The organism is Streptomyces sp. NPDC002577 (assembly GCF_053594815.1).
Genome location: NZ_JBSFWK010000068.1, coordinates 17,660 through 38,423 on the forward strand (window position 1 = coordinate 17,660; position 20,764 = coordinate 38,423).

Consider the following 20,764-nt stretch of genomic DNA (forward strand, 5'->3'; position numbering starts at 1 on the left):
TCAGGCCGTGACGCTGTCCTCCGTGTGCCGGGACGCGCACCGCGCCGCGTGCATCGGCATCTCGGTCAGGCCGGGGTAGTAGATGTGCAGGCTGACGGCCGGTTCGAGGGAGTCGTTGACGACCTCGTGGATGTACCCGGGCGCGAAGACCCGCTGCGCACCCGCGCCCAACGCGCGCGTGTCGCGGTCGGTGCGCTCCGTCAACTGCCCGTCCAGCACGGTCAGTACGCCGGACGAGGGGCCGTGGTCGTGCAGCCCGCTGCCCTGTCCGGGCACCCAGGAGAGCAGCCAGATCTCGTAGCCGGGCCCGGTGCGCAGCCGGCGGTACCAGCGGGAGGTGGCGTCGTACTCGACAAGGTGCTCCCACTGGCCGCGGTCGGCGGCGATGGAGCGGGCGAGGCCGACGAACTCGGCGACGGTGACGGGGTGTTGACGGGCGGGCTGGAGCAGGTGCCGGACCTCGAGGATGTCGCCGGCGATCTGGAGGTCGCTGTCGCTGTTCATGGATGCGGTGGTTCCTCGGCGGAAGAGTGCTGGATGTCGTGGGGGGTGCCCGTGATCACCGGTGGAACGGCCGGCGTGGCCGGGCGGGTGGTCGCCCCTGTGCGGGGCGGAGGGTGCCCCTGGAAGGGCGGGCGGGGGACAGCCGGAGCGTTGTTCGGCTCAACAGCTGGGACAACAACAGCAACAGCACGTGCGGGCAGCACCGAGGAACCCGCTGGGGCGGGTCACGGAAAGCGCCAAGTTCACGAGCATGCCCACCAGGACACCGGTTCATTCCTCGACTGTCAACCTGATGCCCGGTATGTGGGACATGTTTCACCTCATCCGGTTGCTCTGCATGGCGAAAGGTTTGTGCATGCGGAGCCGGGGACACGTGCCGCATAGGTCGACACACCAAACGCCGTTGTGATCCTGTGATCCGAATGTGATCTGTTTCGCTTCGAGGTGCCCGACTGAACCGCATGAAAGTTCGGAGCGTCCTTCTCTGCAGGGATCAGAAAGTCTGTACAGGCCACTGGCAAGTGTCATGGTTTATGCCGATTTGAACACTTTCTGTACGGGCTTGGTTCCGCAGAGTGAATAAGGGGCTCAATAGCAGATCTCGGCTTGACTCGCCCGGAGCTGCGCACTTGTAATTTCACTCGTGTCGTTCGGCCGGTATCGGTAACGGCAACATCACGGGGACGCAAAGACAGACGAGGGGCGCACATGACCGAGCTGTTCCAGCAACTGCTGGTCGAGGACGCGGACGAGGAGCTCGGCTGGCAGGAGCGCGCGCTGTGCGCCCAGACCGACCCCGAGTCCTTCTTTCCCGAGAAGGGCGGCTCCACCCGCGAGGCCAAGAAGGTCTGCCTCGCCTGTGAGGTCCGGTCCGAGTGCCTCGAGTACGCGCTGGCCAACGACGAGCGGTTCGGTATCTGGGGCGGTCTGTCCGAGCGTGAACGCCGCCGGCTCAAGAAGGCCGCGGTCTGAAACACGTCACGCGCGCGTGCACGAACACAACCGGCGAACGGCGCAGATGACGCCGACGAAACCGTACACATGCTCACGTAATATCGGCCCGTCGCCGGTGGGTTGTCCACAGGCGGCGGGCCGTCGTGTTGGTCAGCCGTTAGTGTGGGCCCTCGTCCGAGACGCCCGCCCCGCCGGGCACAGGCGTCCACCGCAGTCCATCGAACCGGGGCCCGCACCTCGATGACCGTGCACAGTCATACGGCAGCCCAGTACGACGCTGCCTCCGCAGTGTTCGACCAGACTCGCCAGGCGGCGCTGTCCGACCCGACACGCCCCCCCGAGTTCCCGCGGCATGTCGTCACCGCGGTGATCGTCTCGCACGACGGTGCCCGCTGGCTGCCCGACGTCCTCGCCGGGCTGCTCGGCCAGGAGCGCCCCGTGCAGAACGCCGTCGCGGCCGACACGGGCAGCGCGGACGACTCCGCCCAGCTGGTCACCGAGGCGCTCGGCGCCGACCAGGTGCTGCACCTCGCCCGCCGCACCGGCTTCGGCGCCGCCGTCGACGAGGCCGTCCGCACCGCCGGCGTCCTCACCCCGGACAACCTGCCGTATCTCAAGCGCCCCAGCGGCTGGGACCCGGTGAACCGCACCTGGCGCGACGACGCGTACGACATGCCGGACCTGCCCTACGGCGAACCCGAGCAGTGGCTCTGGCTCCTGCACGACGACTGCGCCCCCGACCCGGACGCGCTGGCCGAACTGCTGCGCGTCGTGGAGAACGAACGCGAGCTCGGCAAGGACGTCGCGATCGTCGGCCCGAAGCTCCGCGGCTGGTACGACCGCCGGCAGCTGCTCGAGGTCGGCGTCACCATCGCCAACAGCGGCCGCCGCTGGACCGGCCTCGACCGGCGCGAACAGGACCAGGGCCAGCACGACCACGTACGGCCCGTGCTGTCCGTGTCCACCGCCGGCATGCTGATCCGGCGCGACGTCTTCGAGCAGCTCGGCGGCTTCGACCGGCGGCTGCCGCTCATGCGTGACGACGTCGACCTGTGCTGGCGTGCCCACGCCGCGGGGCACCGCGTCCTTGTCGCACCCGACGCCGTCGTCCGGCACGCGGAGGCGGCCTCGCGCGAGCGGCGCTCCGTCGACTGCGTCGGCCGCACGGCGACCAGCCCGCACCGCGTCGACAAGTCCGGCGCGGTCTACACACTGCTCGTGAACGCCCGTACGGCAGTGCTCCCTTGGGTGCTGCTGCGCCTGGTGTTCGGCACGCTGCTGCGCACACTCGCGTATCTCGTCGGCAAGGTGCCGGGCCAGGCGCTCGACGAGGTCGCCGGACTGTTCGCCGTGCTGCTGAGGCCGGAGCGGATCCTCGCCGGCCGGCGCCGCCGCGGCAGACCGCAGGTCGACAAGGCCGAACTGCGGCCGCTGTTCCCGCCACCCGGCGCGACCGTACGGGCCACCGTGGAGCAGGCCGCGGGCAACCTCGTGGGCCGCTCCGACCCCGAGGTCACCACCGGCGCGGGACGGCACGGCAGCGCCATCGAGTCAGGACCGGGCGGCGACGACGCGGACTTCCTGGAGATCGAGCAGTTCGCCCGCATCAAGCGCATCGCCCGCAAGCCGGGCCCGATGCTCTTCGTGGTCCTGCTGTTCTTCTCGCTCATAGCGTGCCGTGAGCTGCTCGGCGGCGGAGCGCTCGCCGGCGGGGCGCTGCTGCCCGCGCCCGCGGAGGTCTCCGGGCTGTGGGAACGCTACGCGAGCGGCTGGCATCCGGTCGGCGCCGGCGGCACCCAGTCCGCGCCGCCGTATCTCGCGCTGGTCGCGATGCTCGCCGCCGTGCTCTTCGGCTCCACCGGGCTGGCCGTCACGGTGCTGCTGGTGTGCTCCGTTCCGCTGGCCGGTTTCGCCGCCTACTTCGCGTCGCGCCCGCTCGTCGAATCCCGGCTGCTGCGCGCCTGGGCGGCCGTCTCCTACGCCTTCCTGCCCGCCGTCACGGGCGCGCTCGCGGGCGGCCGGATCGGCACCGCGGTACTCGCCGTGCTGCTCCCGCTGACCGCGCGTGCGGCCATCGCCGCGAGCGGCCTCACCGCACGGGGCGACGCACGCGGCAGCTGGCGCGCCACCTGGGCGTACGCCCTGCTGCTCACCCTCGCCACGGCCTTCACGCCGATCATCTGGCCGATCGCGCTGATCCCCGGCATCGGGCTGCTGGTGCTCCGCAGAGCGGACATCGTCGCGTACGGGCTGCGCTTCCTGGCCGCTCTCGGCACGCCGCTGCTGATCCTCGCGCCCTGGTCGCTGTCTCTGCTGCCGTTCGGCTTCTTCAAGGAGGCCGGTCTGGCGTACGGAAAGGGCTCGGCGTCCGGCCTCGACCTGCTCGGCGGATCGCCGGGCGGCCCCGGCACCGTCGCCGGGCTGATGCTCATCGGCATCGTGCTCGCGGCGCTGGCCGCGCTGCTGCGCGGGGAACGGCAGATGGGGGTGTACACCGCCTGGGCCGTGGCGCTCGTCGCCCTCGTCTTCGCGGCTCTCTCGAACGGATCGACGTGGGCCGGGCCCGCGACCCTCGTCTACGGCATCGCCCTGCTGGGCGCCGCTGTGCTCGGCGCCGACGGGGCACGCGCGCATGTGGCCGAGCAGAGCTTCGGCTGGCGGCAGCCGGTGGCCGCGCTCATCGCGTTCGCCGCGGTGGCCGGGCCGCTGATCTCCGGCGCCGGATGGATGATCCGCGGTGCCGACGGACCCCTGGAGCGGCGCGACCCCGTGCAGGTGCCCGCGTTCGTCGCCGAGGAGGCCGACACCCGCGACCAGCCGCGCACGCTCGTGCTGGACAGCGACTCGGCAGCCGAGGTCGCGTACACGCTGGTGCGCGGCTCCGGCGCCCGGCTCGGCGACGCCGAACTGACCGAGGCGGGCGGCAGCAACGCGAAGCTCGACAAGGTCGTCGCCAACCTCGTCGCCGGCTCCGGCGCCGACCAGGCCGACCAGCTCGGCGGCTTCGCGGTGCGCTATGTGCTCGTACGCGGCGGGGCGCCCCGCGAGATGAGCCGCGTCCTGGACTCCACGCCGGGCCTCAGCCGTCTCAGCCAGCAGGACGGCAGCTCGCTGTGGCGCGTGGACCGGCAGGTCTCGCGCGCCGCCATCGTGCCGAAGTCCGGCGACCCGCTGCCCGTCGCCTCCGGGCCCGTCGAGCTGCACACCGCGATCCCGGAGGGCGAGGAGGGCCGTGTGCTGCGCCTCGCCGACTCGGCCGACGCCGGCTGGACGGCCACGCTCGACGGCAGCCCGCTCACCGCGACCACGGTCGACGGCTGGGCCCAGGGCTTCCAGCTGCCCGCGTCCGGCGGACGTCTGGACGTCACCTATGACGCTCCGGTCACCCACACCGCCTGGCTGTGGGCGCAGGGCGCGCTCGCCGTCGTCCTCGTGGTCCTCGCGCTGCCCGGCCGCCGCCGGGACATCGACGACGACCTGCCCGACGAGCCGGTCGTGCCCGCCCAGCCGGTGGCGGGGGAGGGGCGCCGTGCACGCCGGCTCCGTGCGCAGGCCGAAGAGGCGGCCCAGGAGAGCGGGGCCGCGGAGCCCGAGGAGAGCGGCGCGGTTCAGCCTCCTCCGGAGGGGGAGACCCCGGTATCCGTTCCCCAGCAGCAGTCGTACGGGGAGTGGGAGGCGCCGGGCTACGGGAGCGGCGAGTACGGGACGTACGGCGAACAGCAGGAAGCCGCCCAGTACCCGGCAGGCCCGTACGAGCAGGCGGGTTCGTACGACCAGACGGGCTCGTACGAGCAGGGATACCAGGCAGACCCGTATCAGGGGAGCCAGTACGACCCGTATGCGTACGGCGGGACGTATGAGGCGTATGACGCGTCGTACGGCCAGTCCGGCCAGTCCGGCCAGACCGCCTACGACGAGGCGCCGACGGCCTACGACGGGCCGTATGAGCAGCAGGCGACGCAGCCGCCGCACGGCACCGACCATGAGCGCCCCGACGGGAGCCACCAGTGAACCGCACCACCGTGTCCCTGATCGCCGCCGTGACCGCGCTCGCCGCCGTCACCGGATTCGCCTCTCTCAACGCGCCGGACGGTGCGGGCGGCGGCGAGGCGAAGGCGGCCGCCCGTCTGCCCGTCGAGCGCTCCACGCTGCTCTGCCCGGCACCGAGCACCTCGGACCTCGCCGAGACCTCGTACGCGTCCTTCACCCCCGAGACGAAGGGCTCCGGCAGCAGCGGCAAGGCCGAAGTGACCGCCGCGACCAAAGAGTCGAAGGGCGGCACCAAGGGCAAGGACGACAAGCCCGTGCTGTCGCCGAAGGAGCCCGGCAAGCCGGTCACGGGCGACTCCTCGGGTGCCGAGTCCCCCGCGCTCGTCGGCATCGCCGAGGGGAACCTCGCGCCGGGCTGGACCGTCCAGCAGACCACGGAGATCCCGGCGGGCATCACCAGGGGCGTCCTGGGCGTCAACTGCACCGCTCCCGACACGGACTTCTGGTTCCCGGGCGCCAGCACCGCCGAGGATCGCAGCGACTACGTCCACCTGACCAACCCGGACGACTCGGCCGCCGTCGTCGACATCGAGCTCTACGGCAAGGACGGCGCCCTCAAGTCCGATGTGTCCGAGGGCATCCAGGTCCAGCCGCACTCCAGCGTGCCGGTGCTGCTGTCCACGCTCACCGACGCGCCGCAGACCAACCTGACCGCGCATGTGACCGTGCGCAGCGGCCGCGTCGCCGCCGCCGTGCAGGCCTCCGACGACAAGCTCGGCGCCGACTGGCTGCCCGCCTCCACCGATCCGGCCGGCAGCCTGGTGCTGCCGGGCATCCCCAAGGACGCCACGGCCGTGCGCCTGGTCGCCTTCGCGACCGGCGACGAGGATGCCGACCTGAAGGTGCAGCTGGCGTCCCCGGACGGTCTGATCACCCCCGCCGGGCACGAGACACTGCACGTCAAGTCCGGCATGACGGCCGCCGTCGACCTGGGCGACGTCACGAAGGGCGAGGCGGGCTCGCTGGTCCTGACGCCCACGGAGGACTCGGCGCCGGTCGTGGCGGCCCTGCGGGTCGTCCGCGGCAAGGGCAGCAAGCAGGAGACCGCGTTCATACCGGCGACGCGCCCGGTCGGCGCGCGCGCGACGGTCGCCGGCAACCGCGCCAAGGGCTCGACCCTCTCCCTGGTCGCCCCGGGCAAGACCGCCGAGGTGAGGATCACGGCATCGGCGGGCAGCGAGGGCGGTACGGCGGTGACGAAGACGTACACCCTCAAGGGCGGTACGACGACGGCGCTGCAGCCGCCGGTGCCGAGCGGCTTGAAGGGGACGTACGCGCTGACGGTGGAGTCCGTGTCCGGCGGGCCCGTCTACGCCTCGCGGATGCTGGAACTGCCGCAGGACGGAATCCCGATGTTCACCGTGCAGACACTCCCGGACGACCGGGGGACGGTCTCAGTGCCGACGACGGACCAGGACCTCTCCGTGCTGCAGAAGTGAGCACCCCGACAGCGGCCGACGTGCCGTGTCAGTCCTCCCCGTACCGCGGGTCCACCGTCTCCGGGGTGAGACCCAGCAGTTCGGCGACCTGCTCGACGACGATCTCGTGCACGAGTGCGGCGCGCTCGTCGCGTCCCTTGGTGCGGATCTCGACCGGGCGGCGGTAGACGACGACGCGCGCGGGGCGGCCCTCGCGCGCTGGGATCGTGCCGCCGAGGGGCACGGCGTCCTCGCCCCAGGCCACCAGGTCCGGGCCGGCGGCAGCGCCCCCGCCGTCGAGCCTCGGCACCTCCAGGACCAGGAAGTCGATGTCGGCGAGCTGCGGCCAGCGGCGCTCCAGCCGCTCGACGGAGTCCTGGACGAGGTCCGCGAAGGCCTCGGCGCGGCTCGCCGAGAGCGGAACCTGCGGCGGCGCGACGGGGCCGCGCATACCCCTGCCGTGGCGGTCACGGCGGCGGGGCCTGGGCTCGGCTGCACGGGGCGGTACGGGGCTGTCCATCACCGATGAAGCGTAGTCCTCGGGCGGTCTCCTGTGGCGGTCGCCCGCGCGGCTATGGACAGCGGTGGCCACCCGCATGGCCCAGATGTCCCGTACGGCTTCGTAGATCACCCGCGCAGCCGCAGACGCCGATCGCGTGGCGGCCGGCCCGCGCGGCCGCGTAGCACCGATTCCGTTGCAGAACACGGCATGTCGTTCACTGACCATTCCAGCCAAGATCGGGATCGATTCCGTATCTCTCCGAGTCTCTCCGGGACCGCGGAATGTCATGGCGTATGTCTGGATTTGCACCAGGTGGTGCCTGCATGCAAGTCGGCCGCCTCCCGGTATGCGGCGATCTGTGCAGGTCAGTGGCGGGCTTTCGGAAGCGGACGTGGCAAGGATCACGCCACGACACGGTGGAGTGACCTCGGGGCTAGTCGTCGCGGCCCGCTCAAGAGTGCGGTACCGTCCAACGTCGTGAGCCCTGTACGTCGCTGTTCGCGCACCGCTTGCGGCCGTCCCGCCGTTGCGACGCTGACGTACGTCTATGCCGACTCGACCGCGGTCCTCGGCCCCCTCGCGACCTACGCCGAACCCCACTGCTACGACCTGTGCGCCGAGCACTCCGAGCGGCTGACCGCCCCGCGCGGCTGGGAGGTCGTCCGGCTCGCCGACGCCTCGGGCCCGGCCCGGCCCACCGGTGACGACCTCGAGGCGCTCGCCAACGCGGTGCGTGAGGCGGCCCGCCCGCAGGAGCGCGCGGCGGAGGCCGGGGGCGGCGGCCGGACCGCCGACCCGAGACAGGTCGGACGCCGCGGCCACCTGCGGGTTCTGCGCTCGCCGGACTCCTGACGCCCCACCGTCCCGGTTTCAAGTCACCCTCTGCGTGCCCCGGTTCGGCGCTGCGCTACCCCACCTGCACGACTTCACCGCTGCACGACCCATTGACTTGACGTTGTCGCGGACACGACCATTCCTCCGCCCGTGAGATATTGCTTTCCGCATCACGGAAAACCTGGAGGCACGTCGTGTTCGTCCAGCAACTCGAGCCCGTGGCCGGTTCGCTCGGCCTGTCCGCGCTCGTCGCGACTCTTCCCCTCGTCACCGTCCTCGTCCTGCTCGGCGTCGTCCGTATGAAGGCCCACCTGGCGGGGCTCATCGGCCTCGCCGTCGCGGCACTGGTCGCCTGGCTCGCGTACGGCATGCCGCTGGGCCAGACGCTCTCGGGCGCCGCCCAGGGTGCCGTCTTCGGCCTTTTCCCCATCCTGTGGATCGTCGTCAACGCCCTGTGGGTGTACCGGATGACGGTCCGCACCCGGCACTTCGACATCCTGCGCCGCTCCTTCGGACGGCTCTCCGACGATCCGCGCATCCAGGCGCTCGTGGTCGCCTTCTGCTTCGGGGCGCTGCTCGAGGCGCTCGCCGGTTTCGGTGCGCCCGTCGCGATCTGCTCGGTGATGCTGGTCGCGCTGGGCTTCGATCCCGTACGGGCCGCGGTCGTCGCGCTGGTCGCCAACACCGCGCCCGTCGCCTTCGGCGCCATGGGCACTCCGGTGGTGACGCTCGCCGAGGTCACCGGGGTGCCGCTGGACTCGGTCGCCTCGGTGGTGGGCCGGCAGACTCCACTGCTCGCCCTGGTGGTGCCGCTCGTGCTCGTCGGCCTGGTGGACGGGCGTCGGGGGCTGCGCGAGACCTGGGCACCGGCCCTCGTCTGCGGCGTCGCCTTCGCCGTCGCGCAGTTCGCCGCGTCCAACTACGTCTCCGCGCAGCTCGCCGACATCGGGGCCTCGCTGGTGGGCGCCGGTGCGCTGGTGGCGCTGCCGGGGGCGCGCAGGCCCGCCGCGGAGCCCGTACGGGTCGCGGTCCTCACCGGCGTACGCAGCGAGGAGCTCGACGAGGACGATCCGCGGCCCGAGGTGCTGCGCGCCTACACCCCGTACGCGCTGATCGTGGCCGTCTTCTCGATCGCCCAGATCCCGGCCGTCAAGGAGCTGCTCACCGAGGCGACCCGCACCTTCGACTGGCCGTTCCTGAACGTCGCCGATCCGGACGGGGATCCGGTCGGCCAGAACATCTTCTCGCTGCCCCTGCTGTCGACCGGCGGCACGCTCGTGCTGCTCGCCGGGCTCTGCAGCGCCGCCGTTCTGCGCGTGCACGCGCGCGTGGCGGTGCGCGAATGGGCGGCGACGGTGTACGAGTTGAGGTTCGCGATCCTCACCGTGACCTCCGTGCTGGCGCTTGCGTATGTCATGAACCTGTCTGGTCAGGCCGCCACCATCGGCCACTTCGTGGCCGCGGCCGGTGCGGGCCTCGCCTTCCTCTCACCCGTCCTGGGTTGGTTCGGGGTCGCCGTCTCCGGCTCCGACACCTCGGCCAACGCCCTGTTCGGCGCGCTTCAGGTGACCGCGGCGCAGCAGTCGGGCCTCTCGCCCGAGCTCCTCGCCGCGGCGAACAGCTCGGGCGGGGTGCTGGGGAAGATGATCTCCCCGCAGAACCTGACGATCGCCTGCGCCGCCGTGGGCCTCGCCGGCAAGGAGGGCGACCTGCTGCGCAAGGTGCTGCCGTGGAGCGTCGGACTGCTGCTGGTCATGTGCCTGATCGTGGTGGGGCAGAGCACGGCGGTGCTGGGCTGGATGCTGCCCTGACGCGCACGGAGCCCGGTCGCGGCCGTGTCTTCGGCGGCCCTCCGGTGACTCTCCCGGCGGCTCTCGGGCAGCCCCGTCTCACGCTGTCAGTGACTGCGGGTAGTTTGGGGCGACCGGTGAGGCTTGAGGGCTTTAGGAGAGGACGGCCGTGGCTGTTGATCTGTCACAGCTCGTGAAGGCGTACGACGTACGCGGGGTGGTCCCGGACCAGTGGGACGAGTCGCTGGCCGAGCTGTTCGGTGCCGCCTTCGTACAGGTGACGGGCGCCTCCGCGATCGTGACCGGGCACGACATGCGGCCCTCGTCGCCGGGCCTGTCGCGTGCCTTCGCGCGCGGGGCCGCGTCCCGCGGCGTCGACGTCACGGAGATCGGCCTGTGCTCGACGGACCAGCTGTACTACGCCTCGGGGGCGCTGAACCTGGCGGGCGCGATGTTCACGGCCTCGCACAACCCCGCTCAGTACAACGGCATCAAGCTGTGCCGGCCGGGTGCGGCACCCGTCGGCCAGGACACGGGACTGGCCGAGATCCGCGCCCTGGTCGAGGAGTGGAGCGTCTCCGGCGCGCCCGAGCCGGTCGCCACGCCCGGCTCGATCACCGGGCGGGACACCCTCGAGGACTACGCGGCATACCTCCGCTCCCTCGTCGACCTGACCGGGATCCGCCCGCTGAAGGTGGTCGTCGACGCGGGCAACGGCATGGGCGGCCACACCGTCCCCACGGTGTTCGCCGGCCTTCCGATCGACCTGGTGCCGATGTACTTCGAGCTGGACGGCACCTTCCCGAACCACGAGGCGAACCCCCTCGACCCGGCCAACCTCGTGGATCTGCAGAAGCGGGTGCGCGAGGAGGGCGCCGACATCGGCCTCGCCTTCGACGGCGACGCGGACCGCTGCTTCGTCGTCGACGCGGGCGGCGACCCGGTCTCACCGTCTGCGATCACGGCTCTGGTCGCATCCCGCGAGCTTGCGAAGAACGGTGGCACGGGCACCGTCATCCACAACCTGATCACGTCCTGGTCCGTCCCCGAGGTGGTCCGCGAGAACGGCGGCACGCCGGTGCGTACGCGCGTCGGCCACTCCTTCATCAAGCAGCAGATGGCCGAGACGGGCGCGATCTTCGGCGGCGAGCACTCCGCGCACTACTACTTCCGCGACTTCTGGAACGCCGACACCGGCATGCTCGCCGCGCTGCACGTCCTCGCCGCGCTCGGCGGCCAGGACGGCCCCTTGTCGGAGCTCGTCGCCCAGTACGACCGCTATGCGGGCTCCGGCGAGATCAACTCGACGGTGGCCGACCAGGCCGACCGCCTGACCGCGATCAAGGCGGCCTACGCCGGCCGGGACGACGTCACCCTCGACGAACTCGACGGCCTGACCGTCAGCGCGGCCGACTGGTGGTTCAACGTCCGCCCCTCCAACACCGAGCCCCTCCTCCGCCTGAACGCCGAGGCCAGGGACGTGGCCACCATGACGAAGATCCGCGACGAGGTCCTGGCGATCATCAGGGCCTGAGAGCTGCCGGTGCCGGGCGGTGTCGTCCGTCCGGTGCCGGGCAGTGCCGTCCGTCTGTTTGTGGGGATCAGCCGCCCGTTTGTGGGCATTCGTTTCGCTGAGGCGGCACAGGCGGGCACACACGGGCCGCCGGCCCGCGCGTGATCATGAGCTCGGCCCCGCTGCCTTACCGCCCCAGGCCCAGGTGCCAGGTACGCTGACCAGGCCGCACGTCCCTTGTCCAGCTGTTCGAAAGGACCCGCAATGCCGCTCGAAGCCGGCCTCCTGGAGATCCTCGCCTGCCCGGCCTGCCACGCCCCCCTCAAGGAGCAGGAGACCGAGCTGGTCTGCACCGGCAAGGACTGCGGCCTGGCCTACCCGGTCCGGGACGGCATCCCCGTACTGCTCGTCGACGAGGCACGCCGCCCCGCGTAACCGCGAAAGACAAGCGCGGCAGACACAGCCGCGAGGCGATCGGAGGCCGACGCCCATGCTCGACGAATCGCTGCTCGACGACCCCGAGGCACTCGCCCTCGCCGACCGCCGAGGCCTGCTGCGCGGCGCCGCCGAGGCCGGCGCCCGCGTGCGCACTGCCCTCCGGCACGCGGCCGAGGCGGGCGTCATGGATCTCAAGCCCGACGGCCGTCCCAGGGCCGTGCTGACCGCCGGCCCCGGCATGGCCGCCAACTGCGTCGCCGACCTGCTCTCCACGCTGGTCGCCGCGGGCTGTCCCGTCACCCGCCTGGCGCCCACCGGCGTGGCCCCGGCCGCCGGTGCGCTGCGCTGGGCACTGCCCGGCTGGGCCGGTCCGGTCGATCTGCTGCTCATCGCCACCCCCGACGGTTCGGAGCCGGGCCTCGCCCTCCTCGCCGAAGAGGCGTACCGCCGCGGCTGCACGGTCGTCGCCGTGGCCCCCGCCCACTCCCCGCTCACCGAAGCGGTCCAGGGCGCCGCACACGGCCTGGTCGTACCGATGGCGACCGCCCCGTACGAGGAGCAGGAGCAGACCGCGGCCGCGAGCCCCGGCGCGCTCTGGGCGCTCCTCACACCGCTCCTGATGCTTCTGGACCGCACCGGTCTGCTGACCGCACCGCCGGACAGCCTCCAGAAGGTCGCCGACCGCCTCGACCACACCGCCGAACGCTGCGGCCCGGCCAGCGCGACGTATGAGAACCCGGCCAAGACGCTCGCCGCCGAGTTCGCCGAATCCCTCCCCCTGATCTGGACCGAGGGTTCGGGCGCGGGCCCCACGGGCCGCCGCTTCGCCGCCGCCCTCGCCGAACTCGCGGGCCGTCCCGCACTCGCGGCCGAGCTTCCCGAGGCGCTGCCCGCCCACGGCGCACTGCTCGTGAGCAGCATCGCCGGCGGGGCCGACCCCGAGGACTTCTTCCGCGACCGGGTGGAGGAGGAACAGGCCCTGCGCGCCCGCGTCCTGCTGCTCAGGGACCGGCCGAGCGACGTACTCAGCGCCGCTGCGGCCGCACGTGAGCTCGCGCTCAGCCACGACACCGCGATCAGCGAGCTCGAGCCGGAGGGCACCAGCGAGCTGGAGAGCCTCGCAGAGCTGATCGCCATCACGGATTTCGCCGCCGTTTACCTGTCGCTCGCTTCGGGGGCCTGATCTTGACCGGACCGGCCGGGACCGATCCCGGCCGGTCCGGGCCGTACGGAACTCCGGCCCGCGTTCCGGCCCGTATACGGAGCAACTGGTTCACGTACGACGATCCGCGTAGGAGGATCCGCGTACGAAGCTCCGACCGCGTACGAGCCCGCTGACCCCTGCACGGAGAAAGCAGCCACGATGGACCGCCTCGACAACACCGTCCGCCCCTACGCCTGGGGCTCGACCACCGCCATCCCCGAGCTGCTCGGCGTCGAGCCGACGGGTGAGCCGCAGGCGGAGATGTGGATGGGCGCCCACCCCGGTGCGCCGTCCCGCACCGCGCGCGGAGCGCTGAACGTGGTGATCGATGCCGCCCCCGAGCAGGAGCTGGGCCCGCGGTCCGTCGAGAAGTTCGGCCCCCGGCTGCCGTTCCTGCTCAAGATCCTCGCGGCCGGCGCCCCGCTCTCCCTCCAGGTCCACCCCGACCGCACGCAGGCGCAGGAGGGGTACGAGGCCGAGGAGCAGCGCAGGGTCCACATCGACGCCCCCCACCGCAACTACAAGGACGCCAACCACAAGCCCGAACTGATCTGCGCTCTGACGCCGTTCGACGGCCTGTGCGGATTCCGGCACCCGCTCCAGGCCGCGCAGCTGCTGTCCCGCCTGGAGGTCGACTCCCTCAAGCCCTACGTCGACGTGCTGCACGCCCACCCCGAGGAGGCCGCCCTCCGGGAGGTCCTCACCGCCGTGCTCACCGCCGACCGCGACGAGATGGCGGCCACGGTCGCCGAGGCAGCGGCGGCCTGCGCGCGACTGGCCGAAGACCCCGGCACCTCGGGCTTCGCAGCCGACTACGCCGCGTACGCCTCGATCGCGCGCCACTACCCAGGCGACCCCGGCGTGATCGCCGCCATGCTGCTGAACTACGTCCGGCTGCAGCCCGGCGAGGCCCTCTTCCTCGGTGCCGGCGTCCCGCACGCCTATCTGGCCGGGCTCGGCGTCGAGATCATGGCCAACTCGGACAACGTCCTGCGCTGCGGCCTCACCCCGAAGCACGTCGACGTCCCCGAACTGCTGCGCATCGTCCGCTTCGAGGCGACCGACCCCGGCGTACTGCGCCCCGAGGCCGCCCCCGACGGCGAGGAGGTCTACGCCACACCGATCGACGAGTTCCGGCTCTCCCGGTACGTCCTGCCGGAGGGCGCGGCGCCGCACGACCTGACCGCCGCGACCCCGAAGATCCTGCTCTGCACCGCCGGCTCCGTGCGGACCGGTGAGCTCACGCTCGAGCCGGGGCAGTCCGTCTTCGTCCCCGCGGGGGAAAAGGCCGAAGTGTCCGGGGCTGGCACGGTCTTCCGTGCGACTGTGGTGGCCTGATGAGCCGAATGTGTCCCGTGCTGCAACAATGACCCACCGCAAAGGGTCGGCAAAGGGAGCCGGCCCGCGCGGCGACGTACGGACCAGGCGAAGGGACACGGCGAACACATGAGTGCGTCAGGCGGTACCAAGGCGATTGTGGCGGCACTGGGCGCCAACCTCGCGATTGCCGTATCGAAGTTCGTGGCGTTCCTCTTCAGCGGCTCGTCGTCGATGCTCGCCGAGGCCGTGCACTCGGTCGCCGACTCCGGCAACCAGTTCCTGCTGCTCGTCGGCGGCAAGAAGGCCCAGCGCGAGGCGACCCCGCAGCACCCCTTCGGCTACGGCCGCGAGCGCTACATCTATGCCTTTCTCGTCTCGATCATCCTGTTCTCGGTCGGCGGCATGTTCGCCATCTATGAGGGCTACGAGAAGATCACGCACCCGCACGAGCTCGAGAACTGGTACTGGCCGGTGGGCGTGCTGGCCTTCGCGATCATCGCCGAGGGCTTCTCCTTCCGCACCGCCATCAAGGAGTCCAACCCGCTCCGCGGCCAGCAGTCGTGGAAGGAGTTCGTGCGCCGCGCCAAGGCCCCCGAACTGCCCGTCGTCCTGCTGGAGGACTTCGGGGCACTCGTCGGTCTGGTCCTGGCGCTCCTCGGCGTCGGCCTGGCCGTGATCACGGGCGACAGCGTCTGGGACGGCATCGGCACCCTCTGCATCGGTGTCCTGCTCATCCTCATCGCGCTCGTGCTCGCCGCAGAGACCAAGTCGCTGCTGCTGGGCGAGGCCGCCGGTGCCGACGAGGTCGCGAAGATCGAGTCTGCGATCGTCGACGGCGACACCGTCACCCGCATCATCCACATGCGCACCCTCCACCTCGGCCCCGAGGAGCTCCTGGTCGCCGCCAAGATCGCGGTGCAGCACGACGACACGGCCGCGGAGGTGGCCGCCGCCATAGACGCAGCCGAGGCCCGCATCCGCAAGGACGTCCCGATCGCTCGCGTGATCTACCTGGAGCCGGACATCTACAGCGAGGCCGAGGCCGCCAAGGGCCCGGACCGCGATGCCACACCGGGCGGCCCGACTCCCGGCGCGGAGCACTGACAGTCGTTTGTGCGCAGTCGTTCCGCTGGGGCGGAACAGGTGGGCACAAACGACCCACGGCCCGCACGTAGTCACGGGCGCGGCCCGGGCGGGCTGGGGCCCGATGGGTCGATCGGTGTAGATTCGTGGGGACAGCCAGACGTCGCTGCTGATGGCGGTCGGGCGGCTCGCACAACGGGCCGACCGAGGGAGAGAGGGCCTCCGACGGACTGGGCCGCGCGCGCTCGGGCACAGGTGTGTCCGCCGCCGCAGAGCCAGCCGTACCCACCCTCGACACCATCACGAGGAGCAGCCCGTTATGACGACGACTGTCGATCACCGACAGGACTTCAAGGTCGCAGACCTCTCCCTGGCCGAGTTCGGCCGCAAGGAGATCACCCTCGCCGAGCACGAGATGCCCGGCCTCATGGCGATCCGCAAGGAGTACGCCGAGAAGCAGCCGCTGAAGGGCGCCCGCGTCACCGGCTCCCTGCACATGACCGTGCAGACCGCGGTCCTGATCGAGACCCTGGTCGCGCTCGGCGCCGAGGTCCGCTGGGCCTCCTGCAACATCTTCTCCACCCAGGACCACGCCGCCGCGGCCATCGCGGTGGGCCCGGGCGGCACGCCGGACAACCCGCAGGGTGTGCCGGTGTTCGCCTGGAAGGGCGAGACGCTGGAGGAGTACTGGTGGTGCACCGAGCAGGCCCTGACCTGGCCGAACAGCCCCACCGGCGGCCCGAACATGATCCTCGACGACGGTGGTGACGCCACCCTCCTCGTCCACAAGGGCGTCGAGTACGAGAAGGACGGCAAGGTCCCGTCCGTCGACACCGCCGAGTCCGACGAGCACCGCGTCATCCTCGAGCTCCTCACCCGCACCCTGAGCGAGAGCCCGCAGAAGTGGACCCGCCTCGCGTCGGAGATCCGCGGCGTGACCGAGGAGACCACGACCGGCGTCCACCGCCTGTACGAGATGCAGCGCGACGGCGTACTGCTGTTCCCGGCGATCAACGTGAACGACGCCGTGACGAAGTCGAAGTTCGACAACAAGTACGGCTGCCGGCACTCGCTGGTCGACGGCATCAACCGCGCCACCGACGTCCTGATCGGCGGCAAGACCGCGGTCGTCTGCGGCTACGGCGACGTGGGCAAGGGCTGCGCGGAGTCCCTGCGCGGCCAGGGCGCCCGCGTGATCGTCACCGAGATCGACCCGATCTGCGCACTGCAGGCGGCGATGGACGGTTACCAGGTCACGACGCTGGACGAGGTCATCGACAAGGCCGACATCTTCGTCACCACGACCGGCAACAAGGACATCATCATGGCCTCGGACATGGCCAAGATGAAGCACCAGGCGATCGTCGGCAACATCGGCCACTTCGACAACGAGATCGACATGGCCGGCCTCGCGAAGGTCCCCGGCATCGTCAAGGACGAGGTCAAGCCGCAGGTCCACACCTGGACGTTCCCCGACGGCAAGGTGCTCATCGTGCTGTCCGAGGGCCGCCTGCTGAACCTCGGCAACGCGACCGGCCACCCGTCGTTCGTGATGTCCAACTCGTTCGCGGACCAGACGCTGGCCCAGATCGAGCTGTTCACCAAGCCCGAGCAGTACCCGACAGACGTCTACGTGCTGCCCAAGCACCTGGACGAGAAGGTCGCCCGCCTCCACCTCGACGCGCTCGGCGTGAAGCTGACCAAGCTCCGCCCCGAGCAGGCCGCGTACATCGGTGTCGAGGTCGAGGGTCCCTACAAGCCCGACCACTACCGCTACTGAGCGCCACCCGCTGCTGAGCGCCACGTGCAGCTCAGCGGCAGCCGCCCTCGACATCGCCCCCGCGGCGGACTTGAACCGGCGGCAGCCTCGGCGGCACTGCTCAACCGCTCAGCAGACGGACATCAGCAGGCCCTCGCCCACCGTGGCGGGGGCCTGCCCCCTACCAGCACCCGGACCCCGATCTCCATGCCCCGCGGCCGCTATTCGCTCCACGATCCGCACGATCACACCCCCCTCGGTGAAGAGCACTTCCACTGCGCGCCCGGCCCCTCCGGCTGGCGCTACGTCTCCCAACTGACCACCCCCTCCGGCGATCACGCCGGCTCCGTCGACCTCGCCCTCGACGAACTCGGCCGCCCCATCCGTCTCGAACTCCACGCCGCGAGCTGGCAGGTCCGCGGCGCCGCCATCGACGGCGTCACCTGGGTACGCACCGACCCCACCGGCACGTACGCCACCGAAGGCAACGCCCCCGCCCACGCCTTCACCGGCAGATCCCCCGCCTTCCTCATCGCGACCGCACGTCTCCTTCGCCTCACCCCCGATTCCCCCGCGACCCGTGTCCGCCTCGTCGCCTTCACCGAACCGGTCCTGGCCCCGCGCACCCTCGACCAGTCCTGGGCCCTGCGGAACAGACAAACACACGCCACTGACAACGGCGCCCTGACCGTGGACGAATACCAGGTCACAGCCCTGGACACCGGCGAACAGCACACCGTCCACATCGCAGGCGACGTGGTCCTGGCCGCTCCCGGAATCGAACTCGAGGACCTCGACTCCCCGCCGTCGATGTAGCCGTGCCCCTCTATGGGCAGCCGTGCTCTGAGGACAGCCGTGCTCTGACCTGTGGGGTAGCCACCCTCTTCCGCTGCACTCCCTACGCGGGAGGCACGAACCCGGTACCCGGACCCGCAGCCTCACGGCTCCGTTCATCACCGGCCGGCTGATCAACGGCCGAGCCGTGACGCGGCGCAGGGTGATCCGAAAGGTGATCCGGAGAGAGATGGTCCGGCGACCGGTACGACGGCGGCACCGGCTGCCCGGCCCCCACGGCGTACTCCGCGCCCGGACGATCGCCGCCCCGGGCAGCCGCACCGACCGCAGTCCCGCCTCCACCAGGCACTCCAGCCGAGGCCGCCCCGCCCACGCCGAAGGCGCGCCGCGCATCCCGCGACTGCCGCTCGTGCACCACCGCCGCCAGAAACGCAGCCGGAGGAACTCCAGGTGGAGCCGGAGCCCCCGTCCGCGCTGCGAGATCGGCTGCCAGCCGCTCGGCCATGACCCAGCCCACCTGCGGATCGAGCTGGCCTATCCGCGTCAGGTACTGGCGGATAGCGAGCCACAACCCGTCCGGGACTGCAGACAGATCGAGCCCGGAGAACCGCCCCACCAGCCACGGCGGCGGAGGAGGAACAAAAGCAGCACGTCCGGCCGGCACCCGCTCCCGCACGACCAGCGTGCCTGCGAAGACATCACCGAGCCGTCGCCCACGCGCGGACACGAGCGAAGCGATGCATGCAACGATCCCGAACGTCGCCAGGATCTCGACCACACCGAAGGCACCCCGCACCAGCGCATGCCGGAACCGGATGGGCCCGCCGTCATCGCGCACTACCCGCAGACCGCACGCCAGCTTCCCCAGCGAGCGCCCATGGCTGAGCGTCTCCACGGCGATCGGACCGCCCACCAGCACCAGCAGGAAGGCAGCCACCGAGACCGCCGCGACAGCGGCCTCGTCCAACGACGCCGTAGCGGCCGCCAGCCCCAGCAGCACCGCGACATATACGGCCCACGCCACCGCGAGGTCGATCAGCACGGCCAACGCTCGGCTCGGCAGCTTGGCGGGGCGCAGCTCCAAGGCCACCGCCTCGCCCGTCACAAGCTCACTCACGCCGGCCGCCTTCCCCTGCCCCGTCGTACCGTCCCCTGCCCTGCCTTATGAGCAGCCAGTCTGCCAAGCTGAGTGCGCATCGCGCCGCCAGTAGCCGTAGTAACGCTGCTGTCGCTGCTTCACCAGCAGCCGCAGCAGCCTCAGTGAGAGCAGCCGAGGAGCAGCAGAACCGATGGACCTGGACGTCTTCGTGTCCGCCCACCGTGCGGAGTGGGACCGCCTGGACGCCCTGCTGCGCCGCCAGCGCCGCCTGACCGGCGCCGAAGCAGACGAACTCGTCGGTCTCTACCAGCGCACGGCCACGCACCTCTCCCTGATCCAGTCCAGTGCACCCGACCCTCAGCTCGTCGGCCGCCTCACCCAATTGGTGGCACGCGCGCGTAGCGCCGTCACAGGCACCAGACGCGCTTCCTGGCGCGACGTGACCCGCTTCCTGACGCAAGGTTTCCCCGCGGCCGTCTATCGCTCCCGCCACTGGTGGGTCCCCACCGCGCTTCTGTCGACGGTCATCGCCGCTCTCCTCGGCTGGTGGATCGGCACCCACCCCGAGGTCCAGTCCGCGATCGCGGCCCCCTCCGAACTACGCGAGCTCACTCGCCCCGGCGGCCAGTACGAGACGTACTACTCGAGCCACCCGGCGGCCTCCTTCGCCGCGCAGGTCTGGACGAACAACGCCCAGGCCGCCGCGATGTGCCTGGTCCTCGGCGCTTTCCTCTGCCTGCCCGTCATCTGGATCCTCTTCCAGAACATGCTCAACCTCGGCGTGGGCATCGGCCTGATGTCCTCCGCAGGCCGTCTCGACACGTTCCTCGGCCTTGTACTGCCACACGGCCTGCTGGAGCTGACCGCTGTCTTCGTAGCTGCCGGTACGGGCCTACGGCTGGGTTGGACGCTCATCGACCCGGGCCCTCGGACGCGCCGCGCGGCCCTTGCGGCCGAAGGACGCGCCGCAGTCGGCATGGCGATCGGCCTGGCCCTGGTCCTCTTCGTCTCCGGTGCCATCGAAGGCTTCGTCACCCCTTCGGGCCTGCCGACCTGGGCTCGCATCGGCATCGGAATCGCCGCTGAACTGGCCTTTCTCACGTACGTCTATGTGCTCGGCGGTAGAGCGGCGCGCGCCGGCGACATGGGCGACCTGGACGAATCCGAGCGCAGTGCGGCCCTGCCCACCGCCGCGTGATGTGCGGGCACGCCAGCTGACCTGCTAGTCTCCTCTTCGCCCCGAAAACCGTTGACACGGTCGGACCGGGGAGGTAGATTCGAACAGTTGCCTGGAGCGGAGCACGCTCGCGGGTAGCCGTGAGCATCTATCTGCTTCTTGGTATTACAACCTTGAGAAGCCATCCCGATTAGTCAGGAATGAGCGGCCGGTCAGGCCGGTCAAAAAACTCTGATAAAGTCGGATCCGCCGAAAGGGAAGCCGCAAGGCGAACCAAAGGCAAAAGGCCCTCCAACGGCCACCGGAAATGAATTCCGACCGGGA

General features: G+C 71.1%; 16 protein-coding genes. 13 read left to right on the top strand and 3 right to left on the bottom strand.

Going from position 1 to position 20,764, the window contains the following annotated elements; genetic code table 11:
* Entirely contained in the window at nt 1-504 is a 504-nt protein-coding gene (locus ACWD4J_RS41475; RefSeq protein WP_451400733.1) for a cupin domain-containing protein, read from the bottom strand.
* A 708-nt stretch (nt 505-1,212) separates the two neighbouring features.
* Here ACWD4J_RS41475 and ACWD4J_RS41480 point away from each other — a divergent pair.
* The 3 genes from ACWD4J_RS41480 to ACWD4J_RS41490 all read left to right on the top strand — a co-directional run bounded on the left by ACWD4J_RS41480 (nt 1,213) and on the right by ACWD4J_RS41490 (nt 6,947).
* Nucleotides 1,213-1,476 carry a WhiB family transcriptional regulator gene (locus ACWD4J_RS41480; RefSeq protein WP_017945871.1) on the top strand — a complete coding sequence of 88 codons (264 nt, stop codon included), beginning with the start codon at nt 1,213-1,215 and terminating at the stop codon, nt 1,474-1,476.
* Nucleotides 1,477-1,698: 222 nt separating this feature from the next.
* Nucleotides 1,699-5,469 carry a glycosyltransferase gene (locus ACWD4J_RS41485; RefSeq protein ID WP_451400734.1) on the top strand — a complete coding sequence of 1,257 codons (3,771 nt, stop codon included), beginning with the start codon at nt 1,699-1,701 and terminating at the stop codon, nt 5,467-5,469.
* Nucleotides 5,466-6,947, top strand: coding sequence for a DUF5719 family protein (locus ACWD4J_RS41490; RefSeq protein ID WP_451400735.1), 1,482 nt, complete (start codon nt 5,466-5,468; stop codon nt 6,945-6,947). Before ACWD4J_RS41485 ends, ACWD4J_RS41490 begins: the two co-directional genes overlap by 4 nt.
* 28 nt (nt 6,948-6,975) lie before the next feature.
* Here ACWD4J_RS41490 and ACWD4J_RS41495 read toward each other — a convergent pair whose 3' ends face one another.
* Nucleotides 6,976-7,446 (bottom strand): metallopeptidase family protein, encoded by a 471-nt coding sequence (locus tag ACWD4J_RS41495; RefSeq protein WP_451400747.1) that lies wholly within the window; start codon nt 7,444-7,446, stop codon nt 6,976-6,978.
* Between the two features lie 459 nt (nt 7,447-7,905).
* On the opposite strand from ACWD4J_RS41495, the gene ACWD4J_RS41500 reads away from it, so the two are divergent.
* From ACWD4J_RS41500 to ACWD4J_RS41540, 9 genes are all read left to right on the top strand, one after another.
* On the top strand, nt 7,906-8,280 hold the full coding sequence (locus tag ACWD4J_RS41500; RefSeq protein WP_451400736.1) for a DUF3499 domain-containing protein: 375 nt from the start codon (nt 7,906-7,908) through the stop codon (nt 8,278-8,280).
* 176 nt (nt 8,281-8,456) lie between these two features.
* Nucleotides 8,457-10,073 carry an L-lactate permease gene (locus ACWD4J_RS41505; RefSeq protein WP_451400737.1) on the top strand — a complete coding sequence of 539 codons (1,617 nt, stop codon included), beginning with the start codon at nt 8,457-8,459 and terminating at the stop codon, nt 10,071-10,073.
* A gap of 148 nt (nt 10,074-10,221) precedes the next feature.
* Nucleotides 10,222-11,586 (top strand): phosphomannomutase/phosphoglucomutase, encoded by a 1,365-nt coding sequence (locus ACWD4J_RS41510; RefSeq protein ID WP_451400738.1) that lies wholly within the window; start codon nt 10,222-10,224, stop codon nt 11,584-11,586.
* Nucleotides 11,587-11,829: 243 nt separating this feature from the next.
* Nucleotides 11,830-12,000 carry a Trm112 family protein gene (locus ACWD4J_RS41515; protein WP_351307832.1) on the top strand — a complete coding sequence of 57 codons (171 nt, stop codon included), beginning with the start codon at nt 11,830-11,832 and terminating at the stop codon, nt 11,998-12,000.
* Between the two features lie 55 nt (nt 12,001-12,055).
* The gene (locus ACWD4J_RS41520) at nt 12,056-13,186 is read left to right on the top strand and encodes an SIS domain-containing protein (RefSeq protein ID WP_451400739.1); all 1,131 of its coding nucleotides are present in this window, start codon (nt 12,056-12,058) and stop codon (nt 13,184-13,186) included.
* A gap of 180 nt (nt 13,187-13,366) precedes the next feature.
* Entirely contained in the window at nt 13,367-14,545 is a 1,179-nt protein-coding gene (manA, locus tag ACWD4J_RS41525) for a mannose-6-phosphate isomerase, class I (protein ID WP_451400740.1), read from the top strand.
* A gap of 108 nt (nt 14,546-14,653) precedes the next feature.
* Nucleotides 14,654-15,631, top strand: a complete 978-nt coding sequence (locus tag ACWD4J_RS41530; RefSeq protein WP_451400741.1) for a cation diffusion facilitator family transporter — start codon at nt 14,654-14,656, stop codon at nt 15,629-15,631.
* Between the two features lie 298 nt (nt 15,632-15,929).
* Nucleotides 15,930-17,390, top strand: a complete 1,461-nt coding sequence (gene ahcY / locus ACWD4J_RS41535) for an adenosylhomocysteinase (RefSeq protein WP_451400742.1) — start codon at nt 15,930-15,932, stop codon at nt 17,388-17,390.
* Nucleotides 17,391-17,576: 186 nt separating this feature from the next.
* Nucleotides 17,577-18,185 (top strand): hypothetical protein, encoded by a 609-nt coding sequence (locus ACWD4J_RS41540; protein ID WP_451400743.1) that lies wholly within the window; start codon nt 17,577-17,579, stop codon nt 18,183-18,185.
* 82 nt (nt 18,186-18,267) lie between these two features.
* On the opposite strand, the gene ACWD4J_RS41545 is transcribed toward ACWD4J_RS41540, so the two are convergent.
* Nucleotides 18,268-19,281 (bottom strand): RDD family protein, encoded by a 1,014-nt coding sequence (locus tag ACWD4J_RS41545; protein ID WP_451400744.1) that lies wholly within the window; start codon nt 19,279-19,281, stop codon nt 18,268-18,270.
* 172 nt (nt 19,282-19,453) lie between these two features.
* On the opposite strand from ACWD4J_RS41545, the gene ACWD4J_RS41550 reads away from it, so the two are divergent.
* Nucleotides 19,454-20,461 (top strand): stage II sporulation protein M, encoded by a 1,008-nt coding sequence (locus tag ACWD4J_RS41550; protein ID WP_451400745.1) that lies wholly within the window; start codon nt 19,454-19,456, stop codon nt 20,459-20,461.
* Nucleotides 20,462-20,764 lie beyond the last annotated feature (303 nt).

Coding starts and splice junctions, on each gene's coding strand:
- ACWD4J_RS41475 (WP_451400733.1), bottom strand. CDS start 504: ATGAACAGCGACAGCGACCTCCAGATCGCCGGCGACATCCTCGAGGTC.
- ACWD4J_RS41480 (WP_017945871.1), top strand. CDS start 1,213: ATGACCGAGCTGTTCCAGCAACTGCTGGTCGAGGACGCGGACGAGGAG.
- ACWD4J_RS41485 (WP_451400734.1), top strand. CDS start 1,699: ATGACCGTGCACAGTCATACGGCAGCCCAGTACGACGCTGCCTCCGCA.
- ACWD4J_RS41495 (WP_451400747.1), bottom strand. CDS start 7,446: ATGGACAGCCCCGTACCGCCCCGTGCAGCCGAGCCCAGGCCCCGCCGC.
- ACWD4J_RS41515 (WP_351307832.1), top strand. CDS start 11,830: ATGCCGCTCGAAGCCGGCCTCCTGGAGATCCTCGCCTGCCCGGCCTGC.
- ACWD4J_RS41520 (WP_451400739.1), top strand. CDS start 12,056: ATGCTCGACGAATCGCTGCTCGACGACCCCGAGGCACTCGCCCTCGCC.
- manA (WP_451400740.1), top strand. CDS start 13,367: ATGGACCGCCTCGACAACACCGTCCGCCCCTACGCCTGGGGCTCGACC.
- ACWD4J_RS41530 (WP_451400741.1), top strand. CDS start 14,654: ATGAGTGCGTCAGGCGGTACCAAGGCGATTGTGGCGGCACTGGGCGCC.
- ahcY (WP_451400742.1), top strand. CDS start 15,930: ATGACGACGACTGTCGATCACCGACAGGACTTCAAGGTCGCAGACCTC.
- ACWD4J_RS41540 (WP_451400743.1), top strand. CDS start 17,577: ATGCCCCGCGGCCGCTATTCGCTCCACGATCCGCACGATCACACCCCC.
- ACWD4J_RS41550 (WP_451400745.1), top strand. CDS start 19,454: ATGGACCTGGACGTCTTCGTGTCCGCCCACCGTGCGGAGTGGGACCGC.